15 protein-coding genes, 3 tRNA genes and 1 other RNA gene are annotated in these 15,597 nt (G+C 60.9%); 6 read left to right on the top strand and 13 right to left on the bottom strand.

What is annotated here, in order from left to right; all coding sequences use genetic code 11:
• Window positions 1–244 precede the first annotated feature (244 nt).
• Window positions 245–1,354: a phosphoribosylformylglycinamidine cyclo-ligase gene (gene purM / locus C3F12_01615; GenBank protein ID PWB48488.1), complete on the bottom strand. Its 1,110-nt coding sequence runs from the start codon at window positions 1,352–1,354 to the stop codon at window positions 245–247.
• Window positions 1,355–1,567: 213 nt separating this feature from the next.
• On the opposite strand from purM, the gene C3F12_01620 reads away from it, so the two are divergent.
• The gene (locus C3F12_01620; protein ID PWB48489.1) at window positions 1,568–1,813 is read left to right on the top strand and encodes a type II toxin-antitoxin system prevent-host-death family antitoxin; all 246 of its coding nucleotides are present in this window, start codon (window positions 1,568–1,570) and stop codon (window positions 1,811–1,813) included.
• A gap of 2 nt (window positions 1,814–1,815) precedes the next feature.
• Window positions 1,816–2,271 (top strand): VapC toxin family PIN domain ribonuclease, encoded by a 456-nt coding sequence (locus C3F12_01625; protein PWB48490.1) that lies wholly within the window; start codon window positions 1,816–1,818, stop codon window positions 2,269–2,271.
• 307 nt (window positions 2,272–2,578) lie between these two features.
• Here C3F12_01625 and C3F12_01630 read toward each other — a convergent pair whose 3' ends face one another.
• From C3F12_01630 to C3F12_01655, 6 genes are all read right to left on the bottom strand, one after another.
• Window positions 2,579–3,916, bottom strand: coding sequence for a hypothetical protein (locus C3F12_01630; protein ID PWB48491.1), 1,338 nt, complete (start codon window positions 3,914–3,916; stop codon window positions 2,579–2,581).
• A gap of 253 nt (window positions 3,917–4,169) precedes the next feature.
• Window positions 4,170–4,245, bottom strand: a tRNA-Phe gene (locus tag C3F12_01635).
• A 102-nt stretch (window positions 4,246–4,347) separates the two neighbouring features.
• Window positions 4,348–5,235 (bottom strand): 3-hydroxybutyryl-CoA dehydrogenase, encoded by an 888-nt coding sequence (locus tag C3F12_01640; GenBank protein PWB48492.1) that lies wholly within the window; start codon window positions 5,233–5,235, stop codon window positions 4,348–4,350.
• A 10-nt stretch (window positions 5,236–5,245) separates the two neighbouring features.
• Window positions 5,246–5,503 (bottom strand): hypothetical protein, encoded by a 258-nt coding sequence (locus C3F12_01645; protein PWB48493.1) that lies wholly within the window; start codon window positions 5,501–5,503, stop codon window positions 5,246–5,248.
• Window positions 5,504–5,625: 122 nt separating this feature from the next.
• Complete coding sequence (locus C3F12_01650; protein PWB48494.1) at window positions 5,626–7,029, bottom strand: AAA family ATPase; 1,404 nt, start codon at window positions 7,027–7,029, stop codon at window positions 5,626–5,628.
• 2 nt (window positions 7,030–7,031) lie between these two features.
• Window positions 7,032–7,739, bottom strand: a complete 708-nt coding sequence (locus tag C3F12_01655) for an orotidine-5'-phosphate decarboxylase (protein ID PWB48495.1) — start codon at window positions 7,737–7,739, stop codon at window positions 7,032–7,034.
• Window positions 7,740–8,202: 463 nt separating this feature from the next.
• On the opposite strand from C3F12_01655, the gene C3F12_01660 reads away from it, so the two are divergent.
• Window positions 8,203–9,423: a hypothetical protein gene (locus C3F12_01660; GenBank protein PWB48496.1), complete on the top strand. Its 1,221-nt coding sequence runs from the start codon at window positions 8,203–8,205 to the stop codon at window positions 9,421–9,423.
• Window positions 9,424–9,478: 55 nt separating this feature from the next.
• On the opposite strand, the gene C3F12_01665 is transcribed toward C3F12_01660, so the two are convergent.
• Window positions 9,479–9,877: a hypothetical protein gene (locus tag C3F12_01665; GenBank protein PWB48497.1), complete on the bottom strand. Its 399-nt coding sequence runs from the start codon at window positions 9,875–9,877 to the stop codon at window positions 9,479–9,481.
• Between the two features lie 70 nt (window positions 9,878–9,947).
• On the bottom strand, window positions 9,948–11,411 hold the full coding sequence (locus C3F12_01670; protein ID PWB48498.1) for a glycogen synthase GlgA: 1,464 nt from the start codon (window positions 11,409–11,411) through the stop codon (window positions 9,948–9,950).
• A gap of 404 nt (window positions 11,412–11,815) precedes the next feature.
• Here C3F12_01670 and C3F12_01675 point away from each other — a divergent pair, with 404 nt between their 5' ends.
• The 3 genes from C3F12_01675 to C3F12_01685 are packed head-to-tail and all read left to right on the top strand — an operon-like array spanning window position 11,816 to window position 14,237.
• Window positions 11,816–12,280 (top strand): cytochrome C oxidase subunit II, encoded by a 465-nt coding sequence (locus tag C3F12_01675; protein PWB48625.1) that lies wholly within the window; start codon window positions 11,816–11,818, stop codon window positions 12,278–12,280.
• The gene (locus C3F12_01680; GenBank protein PWB48499.1) at window positions 12,280–13,788 is read left to right on the top strand and encodes a hypothetical protein; all 1,509 of its coding nucleotides are present in this window, start codon (window positions 12,280–12,282) and stop codon (window positions 13,786–13,788) included. Before C3F12_01675 ends, C3F12_01680 begins: the two co-directional genes overlap by 1 nt.
• A complete protein-coding gene (locus C3F12_01685) occupies window positions 13,785–14,237 on the top strand; it encodes a hypothetical protein (GenBank protein ID PWB48500.1) in 453 nt (150 codons plus the stop codon). Before C3F12_01680 ends, C3F12_01685 begins: the two co-directional genes overlap by 4 nt.
• Window position 14,238: 1 nt before the next feature.
• Here the strand turns inward: C3F12_01685 and C3F12_01690 are convergent.
• The 4 genes from C3F12_01690 to C3F12_01705 form a co-directional block, all read right to left on the bottom strand.
• Window positions 14,239–14,315: transfer RNA gene (locus C3F12_01690), tRNA-Asp, on the bottom strand.
• Between the two features lie 126 nt (window positions 14,316–14,441).
• Window positions 14,442–14,516, bottom strand: a tRNA-Val gene (locus tag C3F12_01695).
• Window positions 14,517–14,661: 145 nt separating this feature from the next.
• Window positions 14,662–15,011, bottom strand: a transfer-messenger RNA (tmRNA) gene (gene ssrA, locus C3F12_01700).
• Window positions 15,012–15,096: 85 nt separating this feature from the next.
• A complete protein-coding gene (locus tag C3F12_01705; GenBank protein ID PWB48501.1) occupies window positions 15,097–15,570 on the bottom strand; it encodes an SsrA-binding protein in 474 nt (157 codons plus the stop codon).
• Window positions 15,571–15,597: the final 27 nt, after the last annotated feature.

Below are 15,597 nucleotides of genomic sequence, written 5' to 3' on the forward strand. Positions count from 1 at the left end.
CTCGACCCGGATCCAGGACCTTCCGGATTCCCACTTTCGCGGGAATACCGCATGCGCTGCTGGTGCGCCCATGAGCATGAAAGTTCGTTGAGAGACCGTCCCGTCACTGGCTCGTCATTGCGAGCGACCAACGGGAGCGCGGCAATCTCACCGTAGTTGCCCCGAACGACTGTGAGATTGCTTCGGCTGCGCCTCGCAATGACCCAGGAGACGTTCTGGGCAATGACGGCTTCGGAATCGTCGGCTACACGTGAAAGAATTGATTGCCCTGACCAACCAGACCGCGGGGTCGGATGACAACCTTATGTTCCGGATCGCTCACTACGCGCCCGATCTGCAAGGCTTCTCGGCCGTGTTGCTTGACGATGTCCATAAACGACGCCGCATCAGCTTCAGCGATTACAACACAGAACCCGACCCCCATGTTGAAGACCTGGAACATCTCGTGATCGGGGATACCCCCCGCGTGCTGGATCAGAGAGAAGATCGGCGGGATCGGCGGAAACCGGTCGATTTCATATCCGACCGGATGAGAAGCGGTGTCCAGCCGTAAAAGGTTCAGCAACCCATCGCTGGTGATGTGGGCCAGCCCTTTGATGTTGAGCGACCGCGCGAGCGCCTCAACCACCTCCGGCACATAGATGATGGTCGGCTCCAGCAACTCCTCGCCGAGCGTTCGCCCAAGCTCCTCGAACTTCGTGTCTACCGTATACCTGTTCTGCGCAAACAGGACCTGCCGGGCCAGCGTCAGACCGTTACTGTGGATCCCGCTGCTTCGAATGCCGATGATGACATCGCCGGGCGCCACCGACTTTCCAACGATCACCTTGTCGAGCGGGACATGCCCGACACACATCCCGACCAGATCGCAGCCCCACCCATCCCGCTCGGATGCGAGCATCTCCCGGACCTGGGCAATCTCACCGCCGCAGATCGCGACCCCTGCCTGGCGCGCCCCTTCCTTGAGTCCCAACATCAGGGGGTTAATCAGATCGGGGTTCGCGTGCTGCACCGCGATATAATCCAGAAAGGCGATCGGTCGCGCCCCCACACAGAGGACATCGTTCACATTCATGGCCATGCAGTCGATCCCGACCGTGTCGTACTTGTCCATCATCTGCGCGATCATCAGCTTTGTACCCACCCCGTCGGTCGAGAGCGCCAGGCCCATTCCGTGACCGATATCGATAACATTGGCAAAAAAGCCGACGGGCAGGACCGGCTTGCCGACGTCCCGCACAAAGGCGAACGTCTGGCTCACCGTCTCGATGACCCGGGACAGTACCTGCTCTTCCCGCTCAACGTCAACGCCCGCACCACGGTAGCTCGCCGCGTCCTCTTGATGTTGCTGCATTTCCTCTGTCCTCTTTCGCCTTTGCTGCACTGGCCTCCAAATACGTCAAAAGGCTAGGCAGCGCCACCACGGAACGATCAGCCGCGAGCTAACAGTAAGAGATTCGCCGGAGCGCGTCAAGCGGTATCGTGAGTTATCGGCTGACCCGGTTGACCGGGCAGCCTGTTCAGGCTACAATTATACCAGTTTAAACCAGTCTGATCGGAGGACACTATGGGCACCGTAGGCGCATTCGAGGCCAAGACACACCTGGCGGAGTTGTTGGACCGGGTCAGCAAGGGGGAGACCATCACCATTACACGGCATGGCGTTCCGGCGGCAATGCTGGTACCTGTTGGACGAACAGGGAAGAAGCCGACACATCAGGAGATCGTCGACGGGATGCGCGCGCTGCGCAAGCGGGTCAAGCCTGACACGATGAGTGTGCGCGAGATGGTGGAGGAAGGGAGGCGGTTTTGACGATGATCGTCGTCGATGCGTCCGTGGCGCTCGCCTGGTGCTTTCCGGATGAGGCGAGCGAGTACGCGGACGCGGTGCTGGTTGCGCTTGAAGGACAGCGGATGCTGGTCCCGGCAGTGTGGCCGCTGGAAATTACGAACGCAGTGATCGTGGCGGAGCGGCGCAAGCGGATCAGCCCATCGGAAATCAGGCGCTTCGTTGAGTTGCTGGAGGGCTTGACGATCCATGAGGACTCGCTACCGGTAGCCAGAAGCGTCAGTAATATTCTGCCGCTGGCGCGACAATATGGTCTGTCCGCATACGATACCGCGTACCTGGACGTCGCAATCCGTCACGGCGCGCCGCTGGCCACGCTGGACACCGGACTCGCCAAAGCGAGCCGGAAGGCGGGCATCGAACTACTACCAGGACCGCCACCAGCACTCAAACGGTATCGCTCAACACGTTCGGACCTATAAACAAAGCCGCGTTTGATGCCGTGTGTAGGGGCGTGATTCATCACGCCCGCCTTGGGCGCAATAAATTGCGCCCCTACGGATAATTCGCGTTCTTTGGCGCCCTCTTCTGAATCGGCCAGCCCGCGGTAGAAATATTGCATCCCTTGCGGGCAGTTCCTCATAGCCCGTCCCAGACTCACCCAGCATTCTTTCCCAGTTACCTAGACTCCTCCGGGTAGTATGACTCGGATTGGAGACCGATCAGCCGTGAGTTGGCAGTAAGGAATTCGCCTGGGCGCGTCACGCAGCGGGCAGAGCTTCGATGTCCCTACTGGTTGAGATCGGTCGGCAAGCCCCGCTTTAGGGGTACGTACTCGAAGGCGCCGATATCGCAGTTCACCTGGCCATCACCATTGCCGTCGATCGAGCGCAACACACCGCGCTGGTCGACTGACGCGCATGCGCCAGGAAAGCCGGCATCGATGGCGGGGCTGCCGGACTTAAGCGCGTGGGTGTGTGTGGACCCCCCATTCGGCTTGAGCGGCCCGAGCTTGGGATCGACGCCAACCAGGGTACCGCCAGTCAGGGTATCGGACCAGAACGACCCGCAGGTGCCGTCGCTGATCAGGCTGCCGGTGGCGGAGAGGGAAGCTGCACCCAAGTTGCACTGCTTTGTGGCGTTGTTCGCGACGATCGTGTTGAAGAGAGCGAATTCGCCGGCAGAAGTGTAAGTCCCGCCCAAGCCCGAGCGCAAGCCGGATGGGACGTCGGTCGGACCCTTGCCGTTCTCGGCAACCGTGACATGGGTCAAAACCGTATGACCCCCCTCATCATTGATCCCCACGGCAGCGTTCGAGCTCACTGTCGTGTTGATCAGCGACATCCAGCCGGCATTGTCAATACCGAAGGGCTCGTTGTAGGAGATCTCCGAGCGCTCTATGGTCGCGTTGGAGGCGCCCCCTACGTCGATCAGCAGGTCACCATTCTGGATACCGCCACCCGCGATATTCGCGTCGTTCTTCACGATCCTGACCTCGTTGAGCGAGACGATCCCCAGGTTGTAGAGGCCGCCCCCGGCACGGCCGGCGGAGTTGTGCGCGATCTCGCTCTTCGATATCGAGAGCATGCTGTCGGCGTCGTTGTAGATGCCTCCGCCATTGATCTTGGCGCTGTTGCTCCAGAGCCGAACATACTCCATAGCCAGGTGGCCACGGTTCGAGATCCCACCGCCGTTGTCCGCGTGTCCAAACATCACATCCAACCGGGTGATGGTGACGGTGGCCCCTTGTTGGATGTGGAAGACGCTGTAGCCGGGCCAGCCGCCGAACACGCGGGTAGAAAAGATGCCCGCTCCGTTAATAGTCAGGTCCTTGTCGATGATCACGCCGAAGGATTCTAGGAACTTGCCCTTGCCGATACTGATCGTATCGCCGGGGCCGGCGATGTCGACCGCGTACTGGATCGTGCGGCACGGCACCGCCTGCGTGCAGGTGGGATTGTTCTTGCCGGACATGGCGACGTAGCGGACTGCGCCCCAGGCCTCCGGCACGAGGAGCAGCGTCAGCAAAAAGAGCAGAGAAGCAACGATTCGGTGGTGTACCGTCCATCGCGCAGCCGAGACCCAACCGTGTTCCTGTTGGAGCCAACATTCCCGATATGGTCTCATTGTTCTCCTCCTCATGCTGATGAGCGCGATACGGGCGCTCTCAGCGTGCCTCCCGCGCATTCGACAAGCCACACGGATCTTCGCAGTGTCGAAAGCCTATCGCCGCATCTGGGGAGTGTCAAGCGATTTTCATAGTCCTGTTGGCGGCGCACGAAATGTCCGCCTCGTGGAGTGAAGGAGCGAACATAGTTGTCGGACATGATCGAGACTAACAGAATATAGTGGATGGCGATTTGCTGATGCGTAAGATAGATGGTGGGCAGGGGCGGAATCGAACCGTCGACACCAGGATTTTCAGTCCTGTGCTCTACCGACTGAGCTACCTGCCCAAAACTCGCATGGGGATAAGCCGGTCATCAAAAGGCTCGATCTTTGTAGCACCGCACAGCCCGTTTGTCAAGACGTGCAGGCACCAGCCTTCCGGAGCCACATCACAGTCCCAGGTCGGTCGGCTGCGGCGTCGGGCCGGAGTAGTCGTAGAAACCCCGGTCCGACTTTCGCCCATGGTAGCCGGCCATTACCATCTTCTTCAGCAGTGGGGGTGGCGCATACCGCGCTTCCCGATACTCCTCGAACATAATATTCGCGATAGCGCAGGTCGTATCGAGGCCAACAAAATCCGCCAGTTCCAGGGGGCCCATCGGGTGGTTGCAGCCCAGCCGCATCGCCTTGTCGATATCGACCGTGGAGGCGACACCCGCCTCTAACGCCCGAATCGCATCCAGCAGGTACGGCACTAACAGGCGGTTCACGATGAAGCCGCAATGGTCTTTGGCTGCGACCGGCTCCTTTCCAAGCGATACGGCGAAATCGGAGACGGCCTGAAAGGTCTCCTCGCTGGTGCGGATACTTCGGACTACCTCCACCAGCTTCATCAGCGGAACGGGATTAAAGAAATGCAGGCCGGCGAACCGGTCGGCCCGCGCCGTCACCGAGGCCAGCGAGATGATGCTGATGGAGGAGGTGTTGCTGACAAAGATCGCACTGGGCGGGCATAAGCTATCCATGGCGCGGAACAGCTCCTGCTTGCGCGGGAGGTCCTCGGTGATCGCCTCGATGACCAGATCGGCCGCCTTCAGATCCTCCAGGGCCAGGGTCCACCGGATCCGTCCGAGCACCCCCGTCTTTTCCTCAACGGTCACCCGTCCCTTATCGACCGCTCGTTGCAGCCCGCGATCGATCGTCTGCCTCCCCTTATCCAGCAGGCGCTGCTCCGCCTCTCTGACGACGACGGTATAGCCGCTTTGAGCAACGACCTGCGCAATGCCGGACCCCATGATCCCGGCCCCGACAACCCCCACCGTGTGAATACCCGCCATTCGCGCCCCCCTACCTCTTCCCCAGCCGTCTGAGCGCTTCGTTCAGTTTATCTACCGACTCTTTGTGCTTCCCATCATTGTGAAGCTTGATGCCTTCTTCACACATCTGGCTGACCTGTTGCTTCACCGTATCATCCGCCTTGGATTGCTTGATCGCCTGCCGGCACTGCTCGTACAGGACCGGGCAGGTAAAGGCCCAAGCGGTTGGAGTTCCGAGACTCAATGCCGAAGCTACAGTGAACGCCATCACGATCGCAGCCTTTCGCATCTCATTCACTCCTTTCTTCTAATACCCCATGCGTCGGTACCGTGCACATGGTCATGAAAGTCCGCTCCCCCTACACGCCCCCTCACCTTCATCCTCTCCCCCGCCAGGGGAGAGGAGTCTATTTATTCCCCCTCGCCCCGGGTACCCTCTGGGTGCGGAGAGGGCGTGGGTGAGCGGGACTTTCTGGCCGGCGGTATCCCTGCCTTTCGGCGACGCCACTCGGCCAGCCTTCTTCCGACCTCGGCTTCCAACCCGCGGTCGGTCGGGTGATAGTAGACGCGCCCCTTCAACCGTTCAGGCAGGTAGTCCTGATCGGCAAAGGCCTCGGGCAGATCGTGCGGGTACTGGCACCCTGCCCCATATCCCATCTCTTTCATGAGGGTCGTGGGGGCATTCCGCAGGTGCAGCGGCACCCCTTCGAGCGGCGCCTCCTCGACATCCCGCCGCGCCTCGCCGAATGCCCGGTAGACGGCATTCGATTTGGGCGCGGTCGCCAGAAACACGGCGGCCTGAGCCAACGCCAGATCCCCCTCCGGCGAGCCGAGGAAATGGTACGCCTCCTTGGCCGCCAGCGCCACCTGTAGTGCCTGCGGTTCCGCATTGCCGACATCTTCCGACGCGAACCGAACCAGTCGCCTGGCGATATAGAGCGGGTCTTCACCCGATGCCAGCATACGGGCCAGCCAGTACAAAGAGGCATCCGGATCGCTGCCTCGCAGGCTCTTGTGCAGGGCCGAGATCAGGTTGTAATGCTCCTCCCCGGCCTTGTCGTACAGCAGCGTCCGCCTGCCTGATGCCTCCCGAACGATCTCTACGGTCAACCGCCGGCTTCCTTCGGGCTGTGCCTGCACCATCTGCGCCGCCAGCTCCAGGGTATTCAGCGAGACGCGCGCGTCTCCCGACCCGAGGCCGGCGATGAGGCGCAGCGCCTCGTCATCGGCCTCAATCCGCAGACGGCCAAGCCCCCGCTCCGGATCGCTGAGCGCGCGTCGAAGGATGAGCAGCAACGCCTCCTCCGATAGCGGGCGCAATGTGACAACCTTCGCCCGGGACAGCAGCGGCGCAATGACCTCGAACGAGGGGTTCTCGGTGGTCGCCCCGATCAGCACGATCGTGCCCCCCTCGACATGCGGCAGGAAGGCGTCCTGCTGGGCCTTATTGAAACGGTGAATCTCATCGATGAACAGGAGCGTCCGCCGGCCATAGGCGCGCTCCTGCTGAGCGCGGGCGATCACCTCCTTGATCTCCTTGATCCCGGAGGTAACGGCCGAAAACGGTACGAAGGTGGCCTTGTACCGATCCGCCAACAGGAAGGCAAGGGTCGTCTTACCCGAACCGGGCGGTCCCCACAGGATCAGCGACGGCAGCTCCCCCGCCGCCATCGCCATCTGGAGAAGTTTCCCTTCCCCGAGCAGGTGCTCCTGCCCGACAAACTCCTGAAGCGTCTTGGGACGCATCCGGTCGGCAAGCGGCCCGGGGACCTTCTGGGGCGGAGCAGATATGTGATCAAACAGATCCGGCGTCATCGTTATGCCGATGCCTGAAGCTCATCCAGGATCCTGCGGGTGGCCTGCGCGGGGTCAACTGCTCCCGTAATCGGCCGGCCGATCACCAGGTAGTCCGCACCTGCGGCGGCCGCCTCGTGCGGGGTCATAATCCGACGCTGGTCATCGGTCGACGCCCAGGCCGGTCGGATACCCGGAATAACAAGGTACACCGATGATCCCAAGGCAGTCCGCAGCACGCCGAGTTCCTGAGGCGATGCCACGACGCCATCGATCCCGGCCTCGCGTGCCAGCGAGGCCAGACGAACAACCTGTGCCGTCACATCGAGTCGGCTGCCGACAACCTCTTCAAGCGCCCGCGAGTCCAGGCTGGTCAGCACCGTGACAGCCAGTAGCCGCATGGATGAACCGGCAGCCGCGACAGCCTGTGACGCCGCCTGCAGCATCAACCGCCCGCCTGAGGCGTGGAGCGTGCACATCTCCACCCCAAGCCGTACAGCCTCGCGAACCGCCCCCGCCACGGTATTCGGAATATCGTGGAGTTTAAGGTCCAGGAACACCCGACCGCCTTGCTTGTGCACGACCTCGACTGCCCGGGGACCCTCGGCGGTAAAGAGCTGTAACCCGACCTTAAACAGCGTCACTGTGGGGTAGAGTCGCTCAACCAGCGACGCGGCCAACATCAGGTTGTCGACATCCAGGGCCACGATCACTTCCGGCGTCTTCTGCATACTCTTGCGTCTCTCTGAACAACCGTCAGCTATCGGTCGGCCTCCCGCTTCTCGCCTTTCACCCCTTCGCCCTTGCGCATCACGCCTTACCGACTTACACATCCAGGCGCATCAGATCCTCCGCAAGGATCACCTCGCCGCCATAGCGGGTTTCTCAGGGCAAACAGGAGCGGAACCAGATCACCGGTATGATCAGGATGCAGGTGGGTGTAGAAAACCCGGTCCAGTTCTGTGGCCACAATTCCCGCCCGGAGGGGTCTGGGACGCGTGCCCGCACCGCCGTCGCATAACAGCGACGATCCGGCCACCTCAATCAGGAGACCGGGCGATCCACGCGTAAGACTTGGGATGGCGGTTCCGGACCCGAGGATCGTAAGCTGCATGGCGTCACGATAGCATGAAGTCCGGGCATTGACAAGGCGGGGTACGGTGGGGTAAGGGTTGGATGAGGGGGACATAAAGAATGGGACATCGGATACGCTTGAGGACCGACGGGTGGCACGCCTGCCGCAGCGTGACCCTCGGATTCCTGATGTTGTTGGCGCCCGAACTGAGTTGGGCCAACCTCTGGACCGATACGAGATCCCTGGAACTGGCAATAGCCGGAACCGATCACCTCCTGAACCTCGACTACGACCTGGCCGAGCAGTCATTTGCCCGTCTTGGCGACGTCGATGAGACGGGGCTGCTGGCGCCGTTCTATCGGTCCTTCGTGGCGCTCGCACGTCTGCAGGATCGGGAACCGACCCGCCAGGAGATGGACGGATTCCTTGCCGCAATGCGGGCGCTTATTGCCAAGGCTGAGGTACGTGTGAAGCAGACCCCGGAAGAGCCAGACCTCCTGCTCCTCCTCGGAATGGCCTGGGGCTCAAAGGCCATGATTGACAGCGCCCTGGGCAACTATTTTGCCGCCTACGAGGCGATCAGACAGACTAAATGGTATCTCGATCGCTGCCTTGCGCGTCAACCGACTAGGTACGATGCCTACTATGGCCTGGGGCTATATGACTACATCCTCGCCAGGGTCGCATGGTACTATCGGCCGTTCATGCACCTGGCGCTGCCGCCAGGTGATCGCGAGCGAGGCCTGCAAGAGCTGACGACCGCAAGCGAGCGCGGCGCCACGACCAGGATGCTGGCCAAGCTCGCCCTCTTGCAGACCTACACCGGTATCGAAAGGGAGTTTGAGAAGGCCCGGCCGCTGGCCGATGAATTGCTTCGACGATTCCCAGGCAACCCGGAACTCTACTTCGTGGCCGCTCTGGTCTATTCAGAGTTGGGACGGTTCCCGGAGGCACTGCAGATCGGCCATCGCATCCGCGCCAACCTCGATTCGGGTCGCGACCATTTTACATCCGAGATGCGACCGCGCTATCTGCAGCTTATGGGGAAGATCTACATGGATCGGGGCGACTATCCGACAGCCCTGGGCTTCTTCAGGCAGGCGGTCGAGCAGCCAACCGATCGGTACGCCTGGGTGACGGCGTGGGCCTGGACTCGAACCGGCATGATTCAGGACCTGTTAGGAAAGCGGGCAGAGGCGCAACGGAGCTATCGGATGGCGTTGGCCATCAAGACCGACAGCATTGCCAAGGATACCGCCACGCAATATCTCCATGAACCCTATCGCAAGGCGCCGACTCCCCGGCCTCCCGTTCCCGGACCGAAGGAGATGACGCAATGACCCTGACTCAGCCGATCACACAACCGTACGCGCTAAGGGACAGACATCCGATTACTTACTTACTGTTATTCCCTTTGCTGAGCATTGTCAACTGCTCCTGGGTGAGGACCTGCCGTATCGTCTTGTAGAACTTTGTTTCCGTCTTGAGCGCCTCTCTGTCGGCTGCGGCCCATTCATCGGCGACCTTGTCGATCTCCCGATCCGGGGCCTTCTTGTCGGTCATGAGGGTCATCAGTCTCTGCCGGATCCCCATGACCTTCTGCTGTGTCGCGCTCAGGGCCGCCATTCGCTCGTTCTTCGCCGCATCAAGCTTGGTCCGTTGATCGGCTGAAAGTCCCAGCTTCTGGAAGGGATCCGCCTCCTTCGGCTGCTCCTTTTGGGCTGATGCGATCCCCCCTCCCATCAGCATCGTGATCGTCAGTAATCCAATTCCCAATCGCTTCCACACGTGCATGCAGCTCTCCCTTTTCTGTTAGGTTACGTTCGCGCCATTTCCAACAGCCACACACTACAACAGAATACGCCTACTGTCCATCCTTCTTCTCGATCGCCTGCCGGTAGAGCTGCTCATACTCTCTAGCGGAGCGATCCCAGGTGAAATCCGCCGTCATGGCATTGGTCATGGCGACAGGCCACAGCGCCCTCTCGCGATACAACGCGAGTGCCTGCCAGATTGTCTGGAGAAAGGCGGCGGCCGTTGCCTCCTCGAACTTGAATCCGTTTCCCTGCCGCGTCACCGGATCAAACCGAACAACGGTGTCGTCCAGTCCGCCCGTCGCACGGACGACCGGGATAGTTCCGTAGGCCAGGCTGTACATCTGATTCAGGCCGCACGGTTCGTACCGCGAGGGCATCAGGAACAGGTCGGCGCCCGCCTCGATCTGATGCGACAGGGGAAGATCGAAGCCGATCCGAACCGCCAGCTTGGACGGATATTTCGCCGCCGCCTCACGAAAGGTCGCATCGAGCCCTTTCTCGCCGCTCCCTAACAGGACAAGCTGTACGTTCAGCGCCATCAACGTCTCCAGGATATCGCATAGCAGGTCGAGTCCCTTCTGCCCGGCCAGCCTGGAGATGACGGCCAGGAGCGGCACGGTCGCCCTGACCGAAAGCTTGAGCCGCCGCTGCAGATCCGCCTTACACTTGGCCTTGCCGGAAAGATCATCCGCCGTGTAGTGCGCAGCAGTATGAGAATCGACGGTCGGGTTCCACTCCTCGGGATCGATCCCATTTAAGACACCGAATAGATCGCCCTGCCGTTCCCTGAGGACGCCGTTCAGACCGAACCCCTGCTCCGGCGTTTGAATCTCCTGGCTGTAGCGGCGACTGACGGTGGTCAGCAGATCTGCAAAGAGCAGCCCGCCTTTCAGCAGATTGCCCTTCCCGTAAAACTCCAGCCCCGCCGGCGTAAACAGCTCGCGAGGCAGCATAAGCCTCGGCAGTACCTCGGGAGAAAAGTAGCCCTGATAGCCCAGGTTATGGATAGTGAAAACGGTCGCCGTCTGTTGAAAAAAGGGATCGCCGCGGAGGATGGTCTTCAGGTAGACAGGCAGCAGCGCCGTCTGCCAGTCGTGGGCGTGCAGGACATCCGGCTGGAAATCGACCCGTCGGCATACCTCCAGGACGGCTCGGCAAAACAGCGCGAAGCGTTCCGCATTGTCGGGGTAATCCTCTGCAGATGGGCTCTGATACAGACCGGCGCGGTGAAAGGACGGATCATGGCGAACAAAATAGACCGGTACGCCGGTGGAGAGATTTCCCTCAAGTACATCAACTGCTTGCGGGCCGGTGGCCGTCGGAACGTTGAGTCGGTCTGCAACGGCCCGCATCCGGTGCAGCCGCGCATCCACGGCCTTGTAGAGCGGCATGATCAGGCGGACATCGTGGCCAAGTCGACCGAGCGCCTTGGGAAGAGCGCCGGCCACATCACCCAGCCCGCCGGTGTGGGCGAACGGCGCCGCTTCAGAAGCAGCAAGAAGGATTTTCATCGATGACCACTCATCCTCTTCCCGTGGCCGTCGGTCGTGTTCCGACCGACGGCTTCGATGGCCATGAGAGCGTTGGTCTTATCTTACGAATAACAGATCGTCATCCTAACAATTATCAACCAAAATCGCAACGTCGCAATCACCCTTTCAAAGCCCGAGACTCGGGCTACCAGGCAACGCCTGAAGCCCGCAACCCTTTTTCTGTACCGGTATTGCAGGAACTCTGAGACGGTCCACAAAACCCGTTGACATCCTCCGAAACCCATGACATGTTATAAGACGTTCAGCATCTTTTAAGAAACGCAGCATCTTTTAAGACACAGATCGACGGAGCATACTGACATATGCGTATGACCCCAGAACTGACAATATTCGTCGTCTTCCTCATACTGGCGGTAGTGGCAATGAGCGCGCTGGTGGCTGTGGCGCTCACTGCACGTGGGCCGGCCGTCGAACAGTCGGCCGTCCAGAAGCCGGGATACCGATTGCGTACCGTCTGGTTTCGTGGATTGGGAGCAGTCGCGATTGTCGCGTTTGTGCTGTCCCTGCCCGCCTTCCCCTACCGACACCGTTCACAGGCGGCAGAGGCGCAGCATCACCCGGTGACCGCCCTGCAGTTTGCCTTCGTGATGCCGCCGGTACTCCCCTTCGATACCCCGATTGTCCTCGATGTGACGGCTACCGATGTCAATCACGGCATCGGCATCTATGATCCGGACGGGCGGATCATTGCGCAGGTCCAGGCGATGCCCGGCTATACCAACCCGCTTCCGGTCGTCTTCAAGAAACCCGGGCAGTATGTGGTGCTCTGCATGGAATACTGCGGCATTGCCCACCATATCATGCGCGGCAGCTTCGAGGTGCGGTGATGGCCGATACAACCGGGCAGCTCACTCATCCGGCCCATCGCGATTCGGCAGCCGATCGGATCGCGAAGCGCGTCATGTGGCTCTATATCGGCTCCGGCCTGACGCTTGTGGGGGTAATGATTGTCGTCGGATTGGGGATGCGCATGGCGCAGGGAGGGTTCCACCAGTTCGATGCCGGTCTGTTCTACAAGCTCATGACCCTTCACGGCGCCGCCATGATGGTCGGGATGGCGCTGTGCGGAATGGGACTGCTCTGGTACCTGTTTACACAGGACGCGTCATTGAGCCCGACGACCGCGATCATCGCGTGTGCGCTGATCCTGATCGGCGCCGTGCTCGTTGCCGTCAGTGTCATGGTTGGTGGCTTCGCGGCAGCCTGGACCTTCCTCTATCCGTTGCCGTTCGTCGGTACCTTTTGGCCGTCATGGGCGACAGGCGTCTTTCTGGCCGGGATCGCATGCGTCGTGTTGGGTTGGACGCTTTGGTGTCTGCAGATGCTGGGAGGCGCGCTGACACGGTATGGGGGTCTTCGTGGCGCGTTGGCCTGGGACCTGGTGTGGTCGCCCTCCAAGTTTGCCGAGAGCGGCCGGACACCCCCGCCCCCACAGGCCTTTGCGGTCATCGTCGCGGCCGTGGACGGGCTCCTTGCGGGGTCCGCCGGAATGCTGGTCGGGGTGGCGCTTTTCGTACGCTGGCTGGACCCGACCTTGGCACTCGATCCGCTCTGGGTAAAAAATCTGACGTATATCTTTGGCCACACGTTGGCCAACCTGACAATCTACATGCCGTTGGCAGCCGTGTACGTCGCCTTGCCTCGATACACACACCACCGACACTGGCATACGTCAGCGGTGCTGGCGGTCGCGTGGTGGGCTACTCTGGCGTTCGTGGCCATTGCGTATTTCCATCACCTGTACATGGACTTCGCTCAACCGCGCCCCGTTCAGTACATCGGGCAGGCCGCCTCGTACCTCGCGGCGTTTCCGCCTGCAGTCGTCACGATATTTGGCGGCGCGCTTCTCGTCTACCGCTCCGGGTTCCGATGGACGCTGGGCTCGATGTTCCTCTACGTGGGCATGATCGGATGGATGGTGGGAGGGGTCGGCGCGCTTCTGGACGCGACCGTTGCCTTCAATATCTTCTTCCATAACACACTGTGGGTCGTCGCTCACTTCCATACCTACCTGCTGGAGGGCGCGTTCCTCTTCGTGCTGGGCTGGATCTTTCATTGCCTGGAGGAGCGCAGCGGCGCGGTCTCATCGCCGGCAGTTCGAACGCTGGTCGGTCTCGGGATATTCGGCGGGGGCGCATGGCTGGTGCTGGGATGGTATCTTGCGGGCGCGCAGGGCGTGCCGCGTCGCTATGCGGTACAGCCGGCACCGGGAACGGACATAGGCTGGTGGGCATCGCTGGGCGGGATCATCCTGGTCGTCGGTCTGATCCTGTGCGCCATAGAAGCGATCCGACTCGCCCGCCGACCAGCCCGTCGAGAAGTATCGGCCGCGTGACCCGACGAGGCACCCTGCAGGTCGTCGCCGCGGCGAGCGGTGCGCTCGCGTTTGTCCTTGCCGCTCGGTCGTTGGCGGTAGATGCCGAGCCCATCGACGTCAGAAGCCACCATCTGACTCATGCAGTGCTGATTCTCGGCGGCGCCGTATCGGCCTTGGCACTGGCCGCAGCCTATCCACGGCGGAATCCCTATTCTGAACAGCCGCAATGGCTCCTCCCCGCAATCCTTGGACCTCTCGGCGGTATGGTATTGATGATACCGACCCTTTACCCTTATATGAACGCTCATCCGGTAACTCACGTCCTCTCGCATTTCGGCCACATTATCGCCGGGTTTACGGCAGCCTGGTGCGGCGAGCGATATCGTGCCAGGGTCGGTTGGGCAGCAAGCCTGTTCCTTGAGGCGATGGCGGTCGGGGCCGCCTTCGGTTTTGGCGTGACGCGGTGAGTGGCGGGGCCGACGGGACTCGAACCCGCGACCTCCGGCGTGACAGGCCGGCGTTCTAACCGACTGAACTACGACCCCGGAAAAGCAGTGACTAGTAAATAGTGACTACGAGTGAATAGTAACGGGTGAAGAGCCAAAGTACCTTTTTGACCAATCACTAGCCACTGATTACTCGTCACTCAATTTCAACGAAGCTGAAACTGCTGGTGGGCGAAGGAGGTGTCGAACCTCCGACCCCCTGCTTGTAAGGCAGGTGCTCTCCCGCTGAGCTATTCGCCCGGCTACGGCATGACCCGCCGCATCCTTCGCGGAAGCGACCGGCCCTCAGTATAGCCTATGGAGTCTGCGTGTCAAGCCGAAACACCGTCCAAAAAAGAACCGCCCTTCGAACTAGGGCCCGAAGGGCGGTTCACGCATAGAATGATGGTGGAGGCGGCGGGAATTGAACCCGCGTCCGAGAACATGTCGGAAAGTGCATCTACGTGCGTAGCCTGCGTATTGATATTCGCCCCTCCCAGCTCCCACAGGCGGGGTCCAGGAACGGCTAGCTCATGTGATCTTGCCCGCCTCCCCAGAGCATAAGAGGCAAGCCAGCCCGTCTAGTCGGCGCCCAGATCCCGCCCGTCGGGCGCAGCGGGGTGGACGTGGCCACCCTTAGGCGGCCAGTGCCAATTCGTGGTTGGCAGTTACTTGTCTTCCCACCTTTTCACGAGGCGATGGGTCCTCGGCACGCAGCCCTCACCCCCTTGTCCCCGTCGAAACCGGAGCGCCCCCGCAATAAAGCCAGTGCCACACCTGGTTGGGCTTAGAGGTGCAAGACCACTCATACTGTAGGTCATCCGCCTGAAAAAGTCAACGGCTACCCCCGATCCGCGCGGCCACGGGTGAGTTGGGCCATCTCTTTCGTCATCGCGCGCTGCTTCAGGGTTTCCCGTTTGTCGTACAGCTTTTTCCCGCGCGCCAGCGCGAGTTCTATCTTGATGTGTCGTCCAACCACATAGATGCTCAGGGGGATCAGGGTCAGGCCCTTTTCCTGTACCTTTCCCATCAGTTTCATGATCTCCTCATGATGCAACAGGAGTTTCCGTGTCCGATTTGGGTCGGGATTGAAGCGATTGCCGGCGGCATACGGACTGATATGACAGCCCCATAGATACGCCTCCCCCTTCGCGATGGCGGCATAGCTGTCTTTCAGGTCGGCCTTTCCTTCCCGCAGCGACTTCACCTCGGTTCCGGTCAGCACGATCCCGGCCTCCATGACCTCTTCGATCTCATACTCATACCTCGCCCGCCGATTGGAGCAGAGGATTCTTTTGTCCTGTGGCCGTCTCATGAGCCAGACTATAGCCCAGCCCCGCAG

Source organism: Candidatus Methylomirabilota bacterium, from assembly GCA_003104975.1.
Lineage (GTDB): Bacteria > Methylomirabilota > Methylomirabilia > Methylomirabilales > Methylomirabilaceae > Methylomirabilis.